13 protein-coding genes are annotated in these 16,284 nt (G+C 69.3%); 8 read left to right on the top strand and 5 right to left on the bottom strand.

Going from position 1 to position 16,284, the window contains the following annotated elements:
* Positions 1-176 precede the first annotated feature (176 nt).
* Positions 177-1,496 (bottom strand): radical SAM protein, encoded by a 1,320-nt coding sequence (locus tag J2X68_RS22615; protein WP_310434357.1) that lies wholly within the window; start codon positions 1,494-1,496, stop codon positions 177-179.
* 149 nt (positions 1,497-1,645) lie between these two features.
* On the opposite strand from J2X68_RS22615, the gene J2X68_RS22620 reads away from it, so the two are divergent.
* The 7 genes from J2X68_RS22620 to J2X68_RS22655 all read left to right on the top strand — a co-directional run bounded on the left by J2X68_RS22620 (position 1,646) and on the right by J2X68_RS22655 (position 10,703).
* Positions 1,646-2,890 carry an FAD-binding protein gene (locus J2X68_RS22620; protein ID WP_310434358.1) on the top strand — a complete coding sequence of 415 codons (1,245 nt, stop codon included), beginning with the start codon at positions 1,646-1,648 and terminating at the stop codon, positions 2,888-2,890.
* Positions 2,891-3,040: 150 nt separating this feature from the next.
* Positions 3,041-4,294, top strand: coding sequence for an ROK family transcriptional regulator (locus J2X68_RS22625; protein ID WP_310434359.1), 1,254 nt, complete (start codon positions 3,041-3,043; stop codon positions 4,292-4,294).
* Positions 4,295-5,039: 745 nt separating this feature from the next.
* A complete protein-coding gene (locus J2X68_RS22630) occupies positions 5,040-6,305 on the top strand; it encodes a sugar ABC transporter substrate-binding protein (RefSeq protein ID WP_310434360.1) in 1,266 nt (421 codons plus the stop codon).
* Positions 6,306-6,325: 20 nt separating this feature from the next.
* Positions 6,326-7,291: a sugar ABC transporter permease gene (locus tag J2X68_RS22635; RefSeq protein WP_310434361.1), complete on the top strand. Its 966-nt coding sequence runs from the start codon at positions 6,326-6,328 to the stop codon at positions 7,289-7,291.
* Positions 7,292-7,299: 8 nt separating this feature from the next.
* Entirely contained in the window at positions 7,300-8,181 is an 882-nt protein-coding gene (locus tag J2X68_RS22640) for a carbohydrate ABC transporter permease (RefSeq protein ID WP_310434421.1), read from the top strand.
* 539 nt (positions 8,182-8,720) lie between these two features.
* Entirely contained in the window at positions 8,721-9,251 is a 531-nt protein-coding gene (locus J2X68_RS22650; RefSeq protein ID WP_310434362.1) for a hypothetical protein, read from the top strand.
* A 120-nt stretch (positions 9,252-9,371) separates the two neighbouring features.
* Entirely contained in the window at positions 9,372-10,703 is a 1,332-nt protein-coding gene (locus J2X68_RS22655; RefSeq protein ID WP_310434363.1) for a jacalin-like lectin, read from the top strand.
* Positions 10,704-10,875: 172 nt separating this feature from the next.
* Here J2X68_RS22655 and J2X68_RS22660 read toward each other — a convergent pair whose 3' ends face one another.
* Positions 10,876-11,580: a CatB-related O-acetyltransferase gene (locus J2X68_RS22660; RefSeq protein ID WP_310434364.1), complete on the bottom strand. Its 705-nt coding sequence runs from the start codon at positions 11,578-11,580 to the stop codon at positions 10,876-10,878.
* A 595-nt stretch (positions 11,581-12,175) separates the two neighbouring features.
* On the opposite strand from J2X68_RS22660, the gene J2X68_RS22665 reads away from it, so the two are divergent.
* Positions 12,176-12,781 (top strand): WHG domain-containing protein, encoded by a 606-nt coding sequence (locus J2X68_RS22665; RefSeq protein ID WP_310434365.1) that lies wholly within the window; start codon positions 12,176-12,178, stop codon positions 12,779-12,781.
* Positions 12,782-12,786: 5 nt separating this feature from the next.
* On the opposite strand, the gene J2X68_RS22670 is transcribed toward J2X68_RS22665, so the two are convergent.
* The 3 genes from J2X68_RS22670 to J2X68_RS22680 all read right to left on the bottom strand — a co-directional run bounded on the left by J2X68_RS22670 (position 12,787) and on the right by J2X68_RS22680 (position 16,262).
* Positions 12,787-13,623, bottom strand: a complete 837-nt coding sequence (locus J2X68_RS22670) for an isocitrate lyase/phosphoenolpyruvate mutase family protein (RefSeq protein WP_310434366.1) — start codon at positions 13,621-13,623, stop codon at positions 12,787-12,789.
* A 209-nt stretch (positions 13,624-13,832) separates the two neighbouring features.
* Positions 13,833-14,204, bottom strand: coding sequence for a VOC family protein (locus J2X68_RS22675; RefSeq protein WP_310434367.1), 372 nt, complete (start codon positions 14,202-14,204; stop codon positions 13,833-13,835).
* Positions 14,205-14,495: 291 nt separating this feature from the next.
* The gene (locus tag J2X68_RS22680; protein WP_310434368.1) at positions 14,496-16,262 is read right to left on the bottom strand and encodes a DUF2264 domain-containing protein; all 1,767 of its coding nucleotides are present in this window, start codon (positions 16,260-16,262) and stop codon (positions 14,496-14,498) included.
* Between the last annotated feature and the right edge of the window lie 22 nt (positions 16,263-16,284).

Below are 16,284 nucleotides of genomic sequence, written 5' to 3' on the forward strand. Positions count from 1 at the left end.
AGGACAGCAGGACAGACAGCGGAACGGGACGAACAAGCGGCCGCGCCCGGTACTCCGGCCTCTGGTACGGACGCGGACCGCTTCGTGCTCAACACCGGCGCCACGTTTCGACACCGGTTCCGGCAGCTGTTTCGCGACTGCGGTGACCGTGGTGGCCGTGGTGACCGTTGCGCGGACTATACGGTCGCCGAGTCCTCCGCCGGAAGACTGTCCATGAAGGAGCTCACGGAGAACACCGCGCGGCCGGGTCCGGGCAGCCCGTAGCCGGGGGGCGAGGAGAGCCCGAACTCGTCCATGGTGGCGCGGTAGGCCTCCAGCAGCCGGATGTGGTACTCCAGCGGCGCACCCTGCGGGTTCGCCTTGCCCAGCGGGGTGGTGGGCTCCGGGCACCAGGTGGTGAAGCGGGGCGTGATGCCCTGCGACATGAAGAAGCGCAGGCCCTCCGTGGTGGAGGCGATGGCCTCGTCGACGGTGGTGAAACCGAACGGCTCGGCCATCTCCACACCCGCGACGAAGTTCGGGATCACGTTGCGCGCGCCGAAGATCTCCGCGGAGTCGAGGATGCGCTTGTGCCACTCGTCGCGGCCGACGTACCGCTCCTTGCCCGGGCAGTGCAGCTTGAAGAGATACTCGTCCCACACCTCGTAGTTGGGGTGGTAGATCTGCACGCCGTAGTCCTTGAAGCGCTGCACGTCGTCCTTCGGCAGGGCCTGGGCAACGACCTTGCCGATCCAGCGGCCCGGGAAGCGCTCCTCGATGGCCTTGGCGTAGTGACCGTAGAAGTCGGCCTCGTCACGGCCGGCGACCGTCTTGGTGATCGCGCCGCCGGTGAGGGTGTAGGCGGTGGAGGTCTTCGCGGTGTCGTACCGGTCGATGATCTCCAGGGCCTCGAGGACCTCCTCGACGTCCTTGACTCCCGTGTACGGGCGGCCGGCGGCCTTGTGCTGGCGCCAGTTGTGGTTGATGTCGCAGTACTGGCACTCCTCCTTGGCGCCGAAGTACTGACACACCCGGAAAACGGTCAGGTAGATCAGGTAACCCCACTGGATGGTCGGGGCGACCTCCATGACGGACTTCCCGTTGGAGAGCTTGTGCCGGTAGTACTCCGGCATCGGCGGCACACCGACGTCGGCGATGCGCTTCCCGTCGAGGTAGAGCCCCAGCAGACCTTCGTCGTCCGCCGCGACGCGGTACGGGGAGGACGGGTTCACCCGGACCGAGACGACGGTCCGCCGCAGGTCGTAGGGGCCTCCCGTGAGGATGATCTCCTCCGGCGGCCGGCGCAGCGCGGCCTCGCCCAGCTCGGGCAGGGTGCCGTGGTCGAAGGAGAAGATGAAGTAGGACTTCGGTTTGACCTCGCCCGACTCGTTGTCGCTCAGCGCGGAGGGATCGAAGGCCACACCTCCACGCAGCAGGTCCTCCTTGAAGACGGCCTCCCGCGGAACATGCGGAAACCGCTCCATCAGATCCTCGACCAGCGCGGTACGGCTGCCCATCCCTCTCTCCTCCCGGTTCACACGTACGACTCCTCACGGTATGCCCCCGGCGGCGCGGAGGTGGGGGCGGGGCCCTCGTGTTGCGGGCAAGGTAGGTTCCACCTGGGAATTCCGGGTTCTCGATCTCCTCGGGAGGGGCGAGCAGTCGCATGGCAGAAACCGTTACCAACTGGGCCGGCAACATCACCTTCGCGGCCGGCGAGCTGCACCGTCCTTGTTCCCTCGACGCGCTGCGCTCGCTCGTCGCGGGCAGCGGGCGGGTGCGGGTGCTGGGCAGCGGGCACTCGTTCAACGAGATCGCCGAGCCCGGCGCCGACGGGGTGCTGCTGTCGCTGGGCGCGCTGGCCGGCGAGGTCGACGTCGACACGGCGGCCCGGACCGTGCGGGTCGCGGGCGGGGTCCGGTACGCCGAGCTGGCGCGTCGCGTGCACGAGCGCGGGCTGGCGCTGCCGAACATGGCCTCCTTGCCGCACATCTCGGTCGCCGGGTCGGTGGCGACCGGTACGCACGGTTCGGGGGTCGGCAACGGGTCGCTCGCCTCGGCGGTGCGCGAGGTGGAGATCGTCACCGCAGACGGCTCGACCGTCGTCATCGGCCGCGGCGACCGGCGGTTCGGCGGGGCGGTCACCTCGCTGGGCGCTCTCGGGGTGGTCACCGCCCTCGTCCTCGATCTCGAGCCCGGTTACGAGGTCGAGCAGCATCTCTTCACCGAACTGCCCCTGGAGGGGCTGGACTTCGAGACGGTCGCGGCGGCGGCGTACAGCGTCAGCCTGTTCACCGACTGGGGCGCTCCGGGCTTCCGGCAGGTGTGGCTGAAGCGGCGCGCCGACGAGCCCCTCGCCGACTTCCCCTGGGCCACGCCGGCCGTGGAGGCGCTGCATCCGGTGCCGGGGATGCCGGCGGTCAACTGCACCGAGCAGTTCGGGGTGCCGGGGCCGTGGCACGAGCGGCTGCCGCACTTCCGGGCGGAGTTCACCCCGAGCAGCGGGAACGAGCTGCAGAGCGAGTACCTGCTGGACCGTCGGCATGCCACCGAGGCGTTGTATGCGATCGACGGTATCCGGCCGACGGTCGCCCCCGTGCTCCAGGTCTGCGAGGTGCGGACGGTCGCCGCCGACGAGCAGTGGCTGAGTCCCTCCTACGGGCGGGACACCGTGGCGCTGCACTTCACCTGGGTGGAGGACACGGCGGCCGTGCTCCCGGTGGTGCGGACGGTGGAAGCCGCGCTGGAGCCGTTCGAGCCGCGGCCGCACTGGGGCAAGGTGTTCGAGGTGCCGGCCGGCGTGGTGCGGGGGCGCTACCCCCGTATCGACGACTTCACGGCCCTGGCGCGGGCGCTGGATCCGGCCGGGAAGTTCACCAACGCCTTCGTGCGGGACGTCCTGGCAGGCTGATCGCGGGCGGCTCCGGGCGACTTCATACAGCCCCTTTCCTAACCCCTTGTCGAACGGTTCGGCAGCCCATAGCCTGACGCGGCGCCGGTGCCGTCGCAGTGCGGGCCCGCCCGGCACGGACGGCACGGAAGGGACGAGGGGGCACGCTGCATGAAGCGCGGCACATCACGGGACATCCGCACCGCGAACCGCTACGAGGTGCTGCGTCAGATCATCGCCGCCTCCCCCACCTCCCGCCAGGAGCTCGCGGCCGCGACCGGTCTCTCGCTCGCCACCGTCGCCACCCTCGTCGGTGAGCTGCTCGACCTCCGCATGATCACCGAGGTCGGGTTCGAGGACTCGGCGGGTGGCCGCCCCCGTGGACTCGTGGCCGTCAACGCGTCGGGGGGCGCGCTGATCGGCGTGGACATCGCGGAGACCTACGTCCATGTCGAGCTGTTCGATCTCGCGCTGAACGTGCTGGCCCGCGCCGAGGAGCACATGCGGCCCGGCGAGAGCCGTCCCGAGCAGGTGGTCGGCCATGTCGCCGCGGCCGCGGGTTCGGTGGTCGCTCAGGCCGGGGTCGAGGCCGCCCGGGTGCTCGGCGTCGGGGTGAGCGTTCCGGGGCAGGTGGACCGCGCCACCGGCATCTCCGAGTACGCGCCCAACTGGGACTGGCACGACGTTCCGTTGCTCGATCTGCTCTCCGAACACATCGCGTATCCGCTGTACTTGGACAACCCGCTGCGCGCGGGCGCGGTCGCCGAGTTGTGGTTCGGGGCGGCGCGCGGACACGGGGACGCCGTGGTGGTCAACCTCGGCACGGGGGTCGGGGCCGGTCTCGTGCTCGGCGGGGGGCTGCACCGGGGCGTCAGCAACAGCGCCGGCGAGTGGGGACACACCACGCTCGTGCTCGACGGGCGGCTGTGCCGGTGCGGCAACCACGGTTGCGTGGAGACGTACGTCGGCGCGCCCGGCATCATGCAGAACCTGCGTGAACTCAGCCCGCGGAGCCCGCTGTTGCATCCCGACGACCAGACCGCCACCATCGACGCCCTGGCCGCCGGGGTCGCCGCGAACGACCCGGTCGCCGTGAAGGTCGTCCGCGGCACCGCCCGTTACCTGGGCGCGGGCATCGCCAATCTGGTCAACGTGCTCAACCCCGAGGTGGTCGTCCTGAGCAGCTGGGTCGCCGCCCGGCTCGGTGAACCCCTCCTCGACGAGGTGCGGGAGGCGGTGGCCCGGCACGCGCTGAAACGGCCCCTGGCCGCGAACCGGATCGTCCTGTCCCCGATCCCGACCGACCCGGCATGCCTGGGCGCGGCGACGTTCGCGCTCGAAGGGGCGCTGCAGTCGGTCGGCCAGAGAAACACCAGGCGCGCCGTTTCCGCCGGAGCGAGGAGCCGTACCGCACCGCCCGCATGAAGCGAGCGGAACGCACCGCCTTCACGACGCCGGAAGGATGCAGTGTTACGCGCACCGACGATGACGTACGCCCTCTGTTCGCGGAGCACCGAAGAGACGCGCCGCCCCCGCGCCTGCTGTGACGGAGCACGGGGCGGAAAACGTTCTCGCACACCGCTGCCGTCGTGGCGGCCGCCTGCTCCCGCACCTCCGCGGGAACGGCGCTGAGGAGTCCCGTCGTACGGCGCGAAGAGGGCACCCCGGAGCACCCCGCGTCATTCCCCGGCCGGCGGCGGGAGGCCGCCGCGACCGCCGCGCACGCCGATGGCGATCCCCCGCGCCGGTTGCCGCATGCCGGTGCACGGCGCGCCCGCCGGACGACCGACGCGCGCCCCGCCGTCGGCGATCGCACGGTCGGCGGCGGCTCCGAAGTGATCCCCACGGCGGCATCCGCGAGCGGGCGAGGCCTTGACCAGGCGGTAGCCGTGCGGCGATCACCCCACTGACCGAGGGCCGCCGGCCCTGGCACCGGCGGCCCTCAACCCCCGCTCCACGCACTCGCGTCACCCTGCGGCAGTCGCTCCACTCCCTTTGCAGGTGGCCGTCTCGTTCGCCATGCCGAACCGACCACAACGCTTCGAACAGACTTCGTTCAACCCCTTGCCGAAGGCTTAGCCGAAGGTTAACGTCCCGCTCCGCGACAGGAATTGAGCCACCTGCGCCGCACCCCGGAGCCGTAGCCGCACTTCGAGACAAGGACGTCGCCATGTCGGCAATGAGCAACAGCAACTGGTCCCGCAGGTCCCTCTTCCGAGCCGCCGCGGGCATGGCCGCCGCCGGCACGCTCGCCGCCTGCGGCAGCAACAACGGCCGTGGTGGCGGCTCCGGTTCGGGCGTCGGCCTCACGCAGTACTTCCACGCGTACGGGGAGCAGGGCACCGAGCAGGCCATCAAGAAGTACGCGAAGGCCTACGACAAGGCCGACGTGACCACGCAGTGGATCACCAGCGCCGACTTCGAGAGCAAGCTCTTCGCGACACTGCTCACCGACAACGCACCCGACCTCTTCGAGTTCCACCCGCAGATCCAGCTGGTGAAAAGCGGCCAGGTGGCGGACCTGACCGACATCGTCACGCCGGTCAAGGACGACTTCAACCCGGCCGACATCACGTCGCACACGGTGGACGGCAAGATATACGGCGTCCGCATGATCGACGACCCGCAGTTCTTCTTCTACCGCAAGTCGATGCTGGAGAAGGCCGAGGTCGACGTGCCGACCACGCTCGACGAGCTGGCGGAGGCGGCGGCCAAGCTCACCACCGGCAAGGTCAAGGGCCTCTACATGGGCAACGACCTGCACAACGTCATCGACACGATGATCTGGTCGGCCGGGGCCGACCACCTCACCGCCAACAACGAGATCGCCTACCACACCCCCGGCGTCATCGAAGGCCTGAAGAAGATGCGCAAGCTCTTCACCAGCGGCAACCTGCTCCTCGGCGCGCCGACCGAGTCCTGGGACCCCTCCTCGCTCAACCAGGGCCTGTGCGCCATCCAGTTCTGCGGCATGTGGGCGATGCCGGGGATCCAGGCCGCGCTCGGCGACGACTGGGGTGTCTTCCCCTTCCCGAAGACCATCGACTCCGGCAAGCAGTCGGTCTACAACGGCGGTTGGTCGATGTTCGTCAACGCCAAGGGCAAGAACGTCGACGCGGCCAAGGAGTACGTCAAGTGGCTGTGGATCGACCAGAAGCAGTACCAGGAGGACTGGGCCACCTCCTTCGGCTTCCACATCCCGCCGCGCACCTCGCTCGCGGAGTCGGCCACCAAACTCAAGTCGGGCAACGCCGCCGAGGGCGTCAGGCTCTTCAACGAGTTCGGCCACTTCGACAACATCGGCTGGACCCAGGCCATGCGCACCTCGCTCGAGGACGTCTTCGCCAACTGCGTCCGCAAGGACATGGACCCGGAGGCCGCGCTCGACAAGGCCGACACGGCCGTCGACCGCGAACTCAAGAAGCTGTTCGGATAGGTCGCGGGACGGACCACGACATGTCGACGACCAAGACGCGCGACCGCGCGCGCCCCGCCCCGGCCGAGGCCGCCCCGGCCAGGACGCGGCGGGGCCTGCGGGACAGCCCCGCTTTCCACTTCTGGCTCTTCACCGGGCCGTTCCTCATCGGCCTAGCGATCTTCGTCTACGCGCCGATCCTCTGGAGCCTCTGGCTCAGCTTCTTCGAGGCCCGCTTCACCGTCACGCCCGACAAGTTCGTCGGCTTCGAGAACTACACGTACATGCTGACGAACGACGATTTCGTCGGATCGCTCGGCACCTTCACCGCGTTCGCCGCGTTCATCGTGCCCACCACCTGGGCGCTCTCGCTGGGCCTGGCCCTGCTCGTGAACCGGCTGCGCTTCATGCGGGCGTTCTTCCGCTCGGTCTTCTTCCTACCGACCGCCTGCAGTTACGTGGCCGCGTCGCTCATCTGGAAGATGTCCATCTTCAGCGGCGTCCGCTTCGGCATGATGAACACGGTCCTCGGCTGGTTCGGGATCGAGAACATCGCCTGGCTGGCCGACCCCAGCCCGCCCTGGTACTGGCTCGTCATCGTCACCGCCCGGTTGTGGCTCCAGTCCGGCTTCTACATGATCCTGTTCCTGGCCGCGCTCCAGAACATCCCGGGCGAGCTGTACGAGGCCGCCGCCATCGACGGCGCCAAGCCGGGCTGGCAGACCTTCCGCCACATCACCCTGCCCCAGCTGCGCGCCACGTCCACCGCGGTGATCCTGCTGCTGCTCATCGCCGCATACCAGGCCTTCGACGAGTTCTTCAACCTGTTGTCGAAGACCACGTGGGGCCGGCCGCCCCTCGTCGAGCTGTACTACAAGGCCCTGGGCGAGAGCCAGGACTACGGTTCCGGCAGCGCGGGCGCAGTCATCCTGACCGTCCTGATCTGCGCCGTGACCCTGCTCCAGGGCAGGTTCATGGGCTTCGGCAGGGGGGAGGAGTCCAAGTGACCACCACGATGCCCGACGTACCGGAATCCACGCCGTCCCCGGACAGGCCCCGCCGCATCGGTCGCGGCGGCGTGATGAGCTCCACCGGCCTCTACCTCGCCACCGGGATCGCCTGCTTCTTCTTCCTGATCCCGTTCTACCTGCTGATCCGCAACGCCCTCTCCACGGACGCCGAGATCACCGGAGAGAACTGGAAGTTCTTCCCCACCGACATCCAGTGGGGCAACATCGGCGAACTGTTCACCGACGGGACGGTTCCGTTCGGCCGGTCCCTGTGGAACTCCGCGGTGGTGGCCACGCTGCACACCGCCGGCGTCCTGCTGGTGTGCTCGCTCGCGGGCTACGGTCTCGCCCGCATCCCGTACCGGCACGCCAACAAGGTCTTCTACGCCGTCCTCGGCACCCTGATGGTCCCGACGGCGGTCACCTTCGTCCCGAGCTTCGTCCTGGTGTCGTCGCTCGGCTGGGTGGACACCTACCGGGGTCTCATCATCCCGGGCCTGTTCAGCGGTTTCACCTGCTTTCTGTTCCGGCAGTACTTCCTGGGGTTCCCCAGGGAGCTGGAGGAGGCGGCGCGGGTGGACGGTCTGGGTCACTGGGGCGCCTACTGGCGCATCGTGGTGCCCAACTCGCTGAACTTCTTCGCGGCGATGGCGACCATCACCTTCATCAACGGCTGGAACTCCTTCCTGTGGCCGCTGGTCATCGGCCAGGACCCGGGCTCGTGGACCGTGCAGGTGGCGCTCTCCAACTACATGACCAACCAGACCGTCGTCTTCCACCTGGTCTTCATGGCCACCGCCTTCTCCATCCTGCCCCTGGTGTTCGTCTTCCTCTTCCTCCAGCGCTGGCTGGTCCAGGGGATCGCGCAGACCGGAATCAAGGGCTGACCAGGAGACCGGCGTCTTCCGCACCAGGGCCGCCGACCACGCCGAGAACGTCTCGCCGGGCAGCGGGGCCCTCCCGCCCCGCGCCCGGTACGCCGCCTCGGACGCGAAATCGGTTCCATCAAGGGACGTTGACGACTGCACGTCTCGGCTACCACCGATGCCGAGGACGACTCGTGCACCGAAAACGGTTACGACGCCCAAGACTGAGCCGAGGTCGTGGTGCCGGAGCACGGGATCCTCCAGGGCGACGGAGCCTTCGGCTTGCCCGTCAGCACGGACCATCTCCACCCCCTCCCGGTCGACCCGCGCCCGGTGCCGACCGCGAACCCCACCGGCGCACACCGGTCGGTCCTCGATCAGCCCACGGGACGGCCCGGCCTCTCCCCACCCGGCGACCCGTCCCGGTCGGCCTCAACCACGACCACGGCCGGCACGGCATCGGCTCCCGGTCGTGCGGCGGCGTGCTCTGGCGCATCCCGAGGGGAGGCTCCGGCATGCCCGGAGTTCCGTCGCAGCGAGGCCTGATACACGATGGCCCCATGCACGACATCTTCGACACACCCCGCGCCCGCACGGTCGAGCCGGGCGAGTACCCGGCGTGGGACGAGGCACTGGCCCTCGTCAACCACGACCTGAACGCCCTTCTGCCGGACCAGGGCCCGATGTGCCTGCTGGCGCTGCCCGCCTGGCCGGAGGAATCGGCCGACGACGAGCAGGCGACGGAGCACGTGTACGTGGCCCTGCCCGACGGACGCTGGCACGGCAACGACCTGCCCCCCGACACGCAGGCCCCGGGCGCCGCAATCGCCGATGTCGCCGAGGCCGCGCAGGAGACGGTGCTGGGGTGCCTGTGGCAGGTGTGGCCGGTCTGCGCCGAGCACCGGCTCGGCATGCACGCGGGGTGGGAGGACGGGCACGCGGTGTGGCGGTGCGCGGGCGGAAACGACGGACGGGAGCCGGGACACGTCCAGGCGCCGGTCGGAAAGCTGGAGGAGTCGTACCGGTCGCGAGGGGAGCGCCGCAGGCAACGCAAAGAGAACAAGCAGGGCACCCGGAACCAACGGGGGTAAGCGTTTTCTCCTCCGTACTCACTGTTTCCTCAACAGCCCTTGTGCGTCACTCCGGACGGCCTCAATCTGAGCTTTGTTCAGCTCCTTCGCCGCTCTTCCCCCCACCGGAGATCCCCTCACATGAGACGACTCATCGGCACACTGGCGGCCGGCGTCCTGGCTCTGACCGGCCTCACCGCCACCGCCGTGACCCCCGCCCAGGCGGCCACCGCCGCCGCCGCATCCGGCACCTTCAACGTCCTGACGTACAACGTCGCGGGCCTCCCCGAGGGCCTCAGCTCCGGCCACCCCGAGACCAACACACCGCTGATCTCACCGCGGTTGGCGGCCTACGACATCGTGAACGTCCAGGAGGACTTCAACTACCACGCGGCGCTCTACGCGGGCGACAACCACCCGTACCGCACCGCGACCAGTGGTGGCGCGGCCATAGGCGACGGCCTCAACACCCTCTCCGACTACGCCTTCGAGGACTTCGAACGCGTGCGGTGGAACGACTGCACGGGAACCAACTGTCTCACCCCCAAGGGCTTCACGCTGTCCCGGGTCCGGTTGGCCGACGGCGTCTTCATGGACCTCTACAACGTGCACACCAACGCGGACGACTCGGACGACGCGCTGGCCGCCCGCCGCGCCAACATCGAGCAGCTGTCGGACTTCATCCAGGCGAACTCCTCCGGCAACGCGGTGCTCGTCATGGGCGACACCAACACCCGCTACACCCGCGCGGGGGACAACATCCGCACCCTCGCCGACGAGAACGGCCTGACGGACGCGTGGGTACAGCGGGTGAAGGGCGGCACGCGGCCCACCCAGGGCACGGACGCGCTGCTGTGCCCGACGACCGCGCCGACCAACGACTGCGAGGTCGTGGACAAGGTCTTCTACCGTGGCAGCAAGCTCCTGACCCTCAACGCCACTCGCTACCACAACGAGTGGGCCTCGTTCCTGGACTCCGCCGGCGGCAACCTGTCGGACCACTTCCCGCACACCGTCGACTTCTCCTACACCCTCAACTCGGCCTTGCGGGCCAGTGACTTCTTCGGTGGTCCGCACGGCACCGCGTTCAACGACGCGGACGACCTGCCGGCCGTCTCGGCCCCGCGCACGCTGACCCTGCGGGGTGGAGCCCGCCTCGACGCGGTGGCTTTGACCCACGACAGCGGTACGACCCTCACCCACGGCGGCACGGGCGGCACGGCGACCACACTGACGCTGGCTACGGGCGAACACCTCACCTCGGTGAAGCTGACGCAGGGCCAGAAGGACGGCCGTACCAGAATCTTCTCGGCGGCCTTCACCACCGACAGGGGCCGCACCCTGTCCTCCGGTACGGCGACGACCGACGCCACCACCTTCACGGCCCCGTCCGGCTGGCAGATCGTCGGCTTCACGGGCCGCGCGGGCGACGAGGTGGACAAGCTGGGCGTGCTCTTCGCACCGATCAGCTGAGCCCCGTGCGGATCGGCACCGCGGAGCCGACTCGGGTCGCTGATCCGGATCCGGACTCGGATATCGGAGCCGAGACGCGGAGCCGGGACCCGGAGCCGGATCCCGGAGCGGCACTCGCGTTCGCGGTCGCCGGGACCCCGGGGCCGGAACTTCGGGTCTGGTACCCGGCGGGTTAGGCAGGACCTCGCATGGATGTCCTCCGGGAATCGGTTTCCGGGGTTTCCGCGGGTGGAGCCACGGCGCTCGGTGCGGCCGCCTCCAGGTCGTCGACACTGCCGGACATGATCGTCCGTACATGGTCGGTGATCTGCCCGGTCGGCCAGTCCCACCAGGCGACCGCCAGCAGCCGGGCGACGTCGGTCTCGTTGTAGCGGGTGCGGATGAGACGGGCCGGGTTGCCGCCGACGATCCCGTAGTCGGGCACGTCGGCGGTGACCACGGACCCGGCGCCGATGATCGCGCCGTGTCCGATCCGGACGCCCGGCATCACCGTCGCGCCGTAACCGAACCACACGTCGTTCCCGACGACGGTGTCCCCTCGGTTCGGCAGGCCGGTGAGCAGGTCGAAGTGCTCGGCCCAGGAACCGCCCATGGTGGGGAAAGGGAAGGTGGAGGGGCCGTCCATACGGTGGTTGGCGCCGTTCATGAGGAACCGCACTCCGGTTCCCAGCGCACAGAACCTGCCGATGACGAGCTTCTCCGGACCGTAATGGTAGAGGACGTTGCGCGCCTCGAACGCCGTGGCGTCGTCGGGATCGTCGTAGTACGTGTACTCCCCGACCTCGATCAGCGGGGACTTCACGAGCGGCCTGAGCAGCACGACCCTCCGCTGCTCGGGCATGGGGTGCAGAACGGTGGGGTCGGCGGGCACTGGCATGCGAGGCGTCCTTACGGGGCTCGGGAGGGGCGGGAGTCGGGGCTGCGAGCGGGGTACGGGGTCCGGGGCTGAGGCTGGGGCTGTGTTGCGGGTACGGGGCCGGGTTGCGGGCCCGGGTTGCGGGTCCGGGGCCGTCTTCGCGGACTGGGGGCGAGGTTCGGGTATCGGGTCTGGGTCTGGGTCTAGGTCTGGGTCTGGTCCCGGGCGACAGAGTCAGCTTGTCGATCATGCTCCCAGCCCATGCCGTGCGGTGCCCGTAATTTCCTGGCCGCGCAGAGCAGCTGCCGAGCGTGATCGGCGAACCGGTCCGCCGATGCGGGATCCCTTTCCGACACCGTGGCCCAGGGGCGAACCCCAGACGCCAGCACGAGCATTGACATCGGCATGGGCATCGGCAACGGCAACGGCAACGTGAGAGGAGATCGGGGCGGGTAAACGGTTGCGGAGCGGTTCCAGGACCCTCGGTCAGCTCCACGACGGTGTCTCCATCGGCCGTCTCACCTGTCGTCTCCACCCGCCGTCCTCCGGCTCACCCGCGAAAGCCTTAGGATCCTGCCTGATACCTGCAGGTCCGAGCGCACACAAGGCGGTCACCATGCCACGAGTCGGCCTGACCACCGACCGCCTCGTCGAAGCCGCCGCGGAGCTGGCCGACGAGGTCGGTTTCGACAACGTCAGCATCTCGGCGCTGGCCCGACGGTTCGGAGTCAAGGACGCGAGCCTGTACTCGCACGTCAGGAACCTCCGGGAACTACGGACAAGGCTCGCGCTGCTGGTCGGCGGCGAGATGATCGACCGGATCGCCGTGGCCGTCGTGGGACTCGCCGGCAAGGAGGCGCTGATCGCCTTCGCGGGGGCGTATCGGGAGTACGCCCTCCGGCATCCGGGCCGGTACGCCGCCACCCAGATCCAGCTCGATCAGGAGGTCGACCGGGACCTGGCCGCCCGGTCCCCCGCTCCGCGTCGGACCGCCGAGATCACCTACGGGATGCTCCGCGCCTACGGACTCGACGAACCCGACCTCACCGACGCCGTCCGCCTGCTGCGCAGCACCTTTCACGGGTACTGCACGCTGGAGGCCGCCGGCGGCTTCGGTGCGCCCCGGGACGTACAGCGGTCGTGGGACAAGGGGATCGAGGCCCTGCACATGGCCCTGACCCACTGGCCGCGGGAGACCGAAACAGGCGACGCCGACACCTGACGCCCTCAGACATGGCGTACCGCGTCGGTGCCCCAGTTCTGTATGTCTTCGTAGGACGGAGTACGGCCACCCGGCCTGTCCCCCTCGCAAATCTCATCGAGGGCGTCGAGCGCCGCACCCAGTGCTCTCCGGTACAGAAACGAACCCAGACTGATGCGACTCACCCCCAGGTCGCCGAGTTGGGGGACGGTGAGGCCGCTCGGCGAATAGAGGACGTTGAGCGGCACGTCCAGGCGTGCCACGAGCGCGGCGATCTCACGTCCATCGGTCAGCCCCGGAACGAAGACCCCGTCCGCGCCCGCCTGCTGATAGGCGTCGAGGCGGGACAGCGTTTCGGCTGCACTGCGTATGCCGTGTCGGCGACGTCCGGCGCGCACGCCGTTTCCGTCGGGCACGCCGAGCCAGTACGTGTCCGTACGGGCGTTGACGAAGAGGCCGGGCGCGGCAGCCTTGACCGCGGCGATCTTCGCCGCATGCCGGTCGACCGGCCCCAGGGAGTCCTCCAGGTTGATGCCTACGGCGCCCACCGCAGCAAGCTCCCGGGCGAACTCGGCCACCTCGTCGGGATCTTCGCTGAAACCGCTTTCCGCGTCGACCGACAGGAGAAACGGTTGCGAACCCAGAATCAGCGCGAGCCGCAGAGTCTCGTCGCGCGTGGCTGACGCCCCGTCCGGCAGCCCCACCGCCGCCGCCACAGCGAGACTCGTCGTACCGATCGCCTGGAACCCCTTGTCCGCCATGGCCATCGCGGTGGCATGGTCCCAGGCGTTGGGCAGGAGAAGGGGGGCGTCGGCATGGTGAAGGTCGGCGAAGCGATCGGAGATGGGCCTGGGAGCACGCATGCGGTCCACGCTAGGAGCAAGTTCTTGCGGCCTCCGCCGAACTGTCCCCGCTGATCTGTTTCCGCTGATCTGATTCCGGCAGGTCGTTCCCACGAACTCCACGAACTCTCCCAGGAACCGATTCCGCCGGATTTCACTTCGTCACCGATTCACCCCTGCTGAGCAGTCAGCCACCGGACCCGTCCATGCCGTGCCCCGTGGCCGCCGCTTCAGCCTGCGGCTCGCTCTCCCGCGCTGCGCTCCACGCAGAACTCGTTCCCCTCCGGATCGGCGAGGACCGCCCACCCGGTGCCGTCGGGCCTGCGGCGGTCGGCGACCAGTGTGGCGCCGAGTTCGAGCAGTCGCTCCACCTCCTCCTCGCGGGTACGGTCCTGCGGCTGCAGGTCGAGATGAAGGCGGCTCCTGCGACTCTCGGCGTCCGGGACGGTGACGAAGAGGATGCCCGCGCCCTCGATCAACGCCTCCTCGTCACCCGGCTTGTCGTCCTCATGGAGAGGCTGGCCGAGCACTTGGGACCAGAAGGTGCCGAGGGCGTAGGAATCGGAGCTGTGGATCGTCACGTGACGAATGGCAGAAGTCATGCGCTGATTCTTCTGCACTCCGTTCTCGCGAGGCAACGGAGAATCCCCTGCACCAGCACGCACTCGCCGAGACCGGTCACGACACGTCGACGAGTCAGGTCCACCGATCCGGCACAGGTCCCGTGCGCCCCGACGGCCGCATCCGACCGCCATCATGTTCACGGCCGAATCAGTACGTCAACGTCCACGTCGCCCCGTACGGCTGGAGCCGACCTCCCGTCTCCTGAAGCCCTGGAACAGCGCCGAGTACGGCAGCAGTAGACCCGGTTGCCGCTTCCAGCTCAAAGGCGCTCACCGAGGCTTCACCGACCACGACGCCGATGCGGAGGGCGAGTCTGAAGCCTTGAAGCGGAAATGCCGTTCCGCACCCGTGGGCCAACGGACACTCAGGTCGTACGCGCCGTCAACTGTACCGCCCTCCACGGCCTCCGTCCTCCGCACCTCCACGGAAACCAGTTCCCGAAGGGGCCGCGGGGTCGGCTCGGCCGTGAGGCGGGCCACCGCGACGAAGAGAGTCGCGGGGCCTGCACCCAGCTCACCCGACAGGGTGCCGGTACCGGTCAGTCCGTGCGCGGGCACCAGCTCCGCCCGCACCCGCTCATCCCCGCCCTCCACCGGAACCCAGCCCGTGATGCGCACTTCCGTGCCCGGATCCCCGCCGACCACCAGATTCGCCCGCACCTCCACCGCGCCCTCGGCCACCACCAGGCTCGTGACCTCGGCCCCGCAGCTCAGGCCATACCGGGAGGCCGCCCAGTCGTCCCCCACCCCGAGCGGGACGATGCCCTCGCGACGTGGGTCGCCGCCGACCATGACGACATTGTCCGGTGGTGCGTCCAGCGGCCGCGTGACGGTGGAGTAGGCGAACCGCGTGTAGTACGGGTCGTAGCGAACGTCCTCACTGCCGTGGTTGTGCAGACGAACCAGGCCGTCCGAACAAGTCGACTGCAGCAGCCAGTTGGGCGCGGAAACGGAAGTAACGGCGTTTCCCCGTTCCACCGGCCCCGCCTCCTCCGTCGCGGTCCACACCTCATGCTCCGGGGGCAGGAGCAGGCCGAGGAAACCCTTGCTCGCCCAGTAGGGGGATGCCGGTCCCGAGTAGCCCTGGAGAACCGACTCGTCGGGGCCATGCCAGCCGAGGGTCAGCAGGCCGTGCTCATCTACCGCCCCGCGTTCCAGGAAGTACTTCAGCGCACCCGAGGCGAGGCGCCGGGTCTCGCCGGACAGGAGCGGGGTGTAGCCGGTCAGGGCGCCCAGCCACAGCGGAGCGGTGGTGGCGAACCGGTAGGTGAGGGAACGGCCCTGGTGCAGGGGGGCGCCGTCGCCACCGAACAAGTGAGCGTAGTCGTCGAGATGGGTCCTGAGCCGATCGCCGTAGAGGGTGAGCAGCTCGGGGTCGTCGGCCAGCCAGGCGTGCAGGACCGGGTAGAGATGCATCGCCCAGCCGTTGTAGTAGTCGAAGGCACGGCCGGCACCGTCGCTGTACCAGCCGTCGGCGACGTACCACTGCTCGATGCGCTCCAGCCCGCGGTCGATCGCCTCCCGGGAGGCCTCCGGCTGATGACCGACGGACTCCAGGAAACCGCCTACCGTCACCGGGAACAGCTCCCAGTTGCACGGCCAGGCCTCGGCGGTCAGCGCGTCTGCGAGCCAGACCGCGGCGCGCTGCCGGACGCCGTCGTCGAGGCGGTCCCAGAGCAACGGTCGGGTCAGTCGCAGCGCGAGGGCGATCGACGCGGCCTCCACGAGGGGCTGACCGCGGTCCTCGATGCGGGGCCAGACGCCGCTGACACCGGCTGCGAGACCGGTTGCGTATCGCTCCAACGCCGTTTCGTCCCGGCGGAAGGCCGCCAGCAGCAGCGTGCGCGCATACCCTTCCAGGCCGTCGGAGAGGCGGCCCGACCAGCTCTCCCGTGCGCCGGGAAAGTGGTAGAGAGCGTGATCCTCGGTTGTGTACGGCTCCACCGCGGCGAGCAGCGCGTCGGCGGTGGCTTCCCAGTGGGCGCGGGTGTAGCCGGTGCGGGGGCTGCGGGCGAGGTCGGGCGGGGGCAGATGCATCTGCTGTCTTCCTTCGCGGCCG

The sequence above is a fragment of the Streptomyces sp. 3330 genome, from assembly GCF_031456635.1.
In the GTDB taxonomy this organism is placed as follows: domain Bacteria; phylum Actinomycetota; class Actinomycetes; order Streptomycetales; family Streptomycetaceae; genus Streptomyces.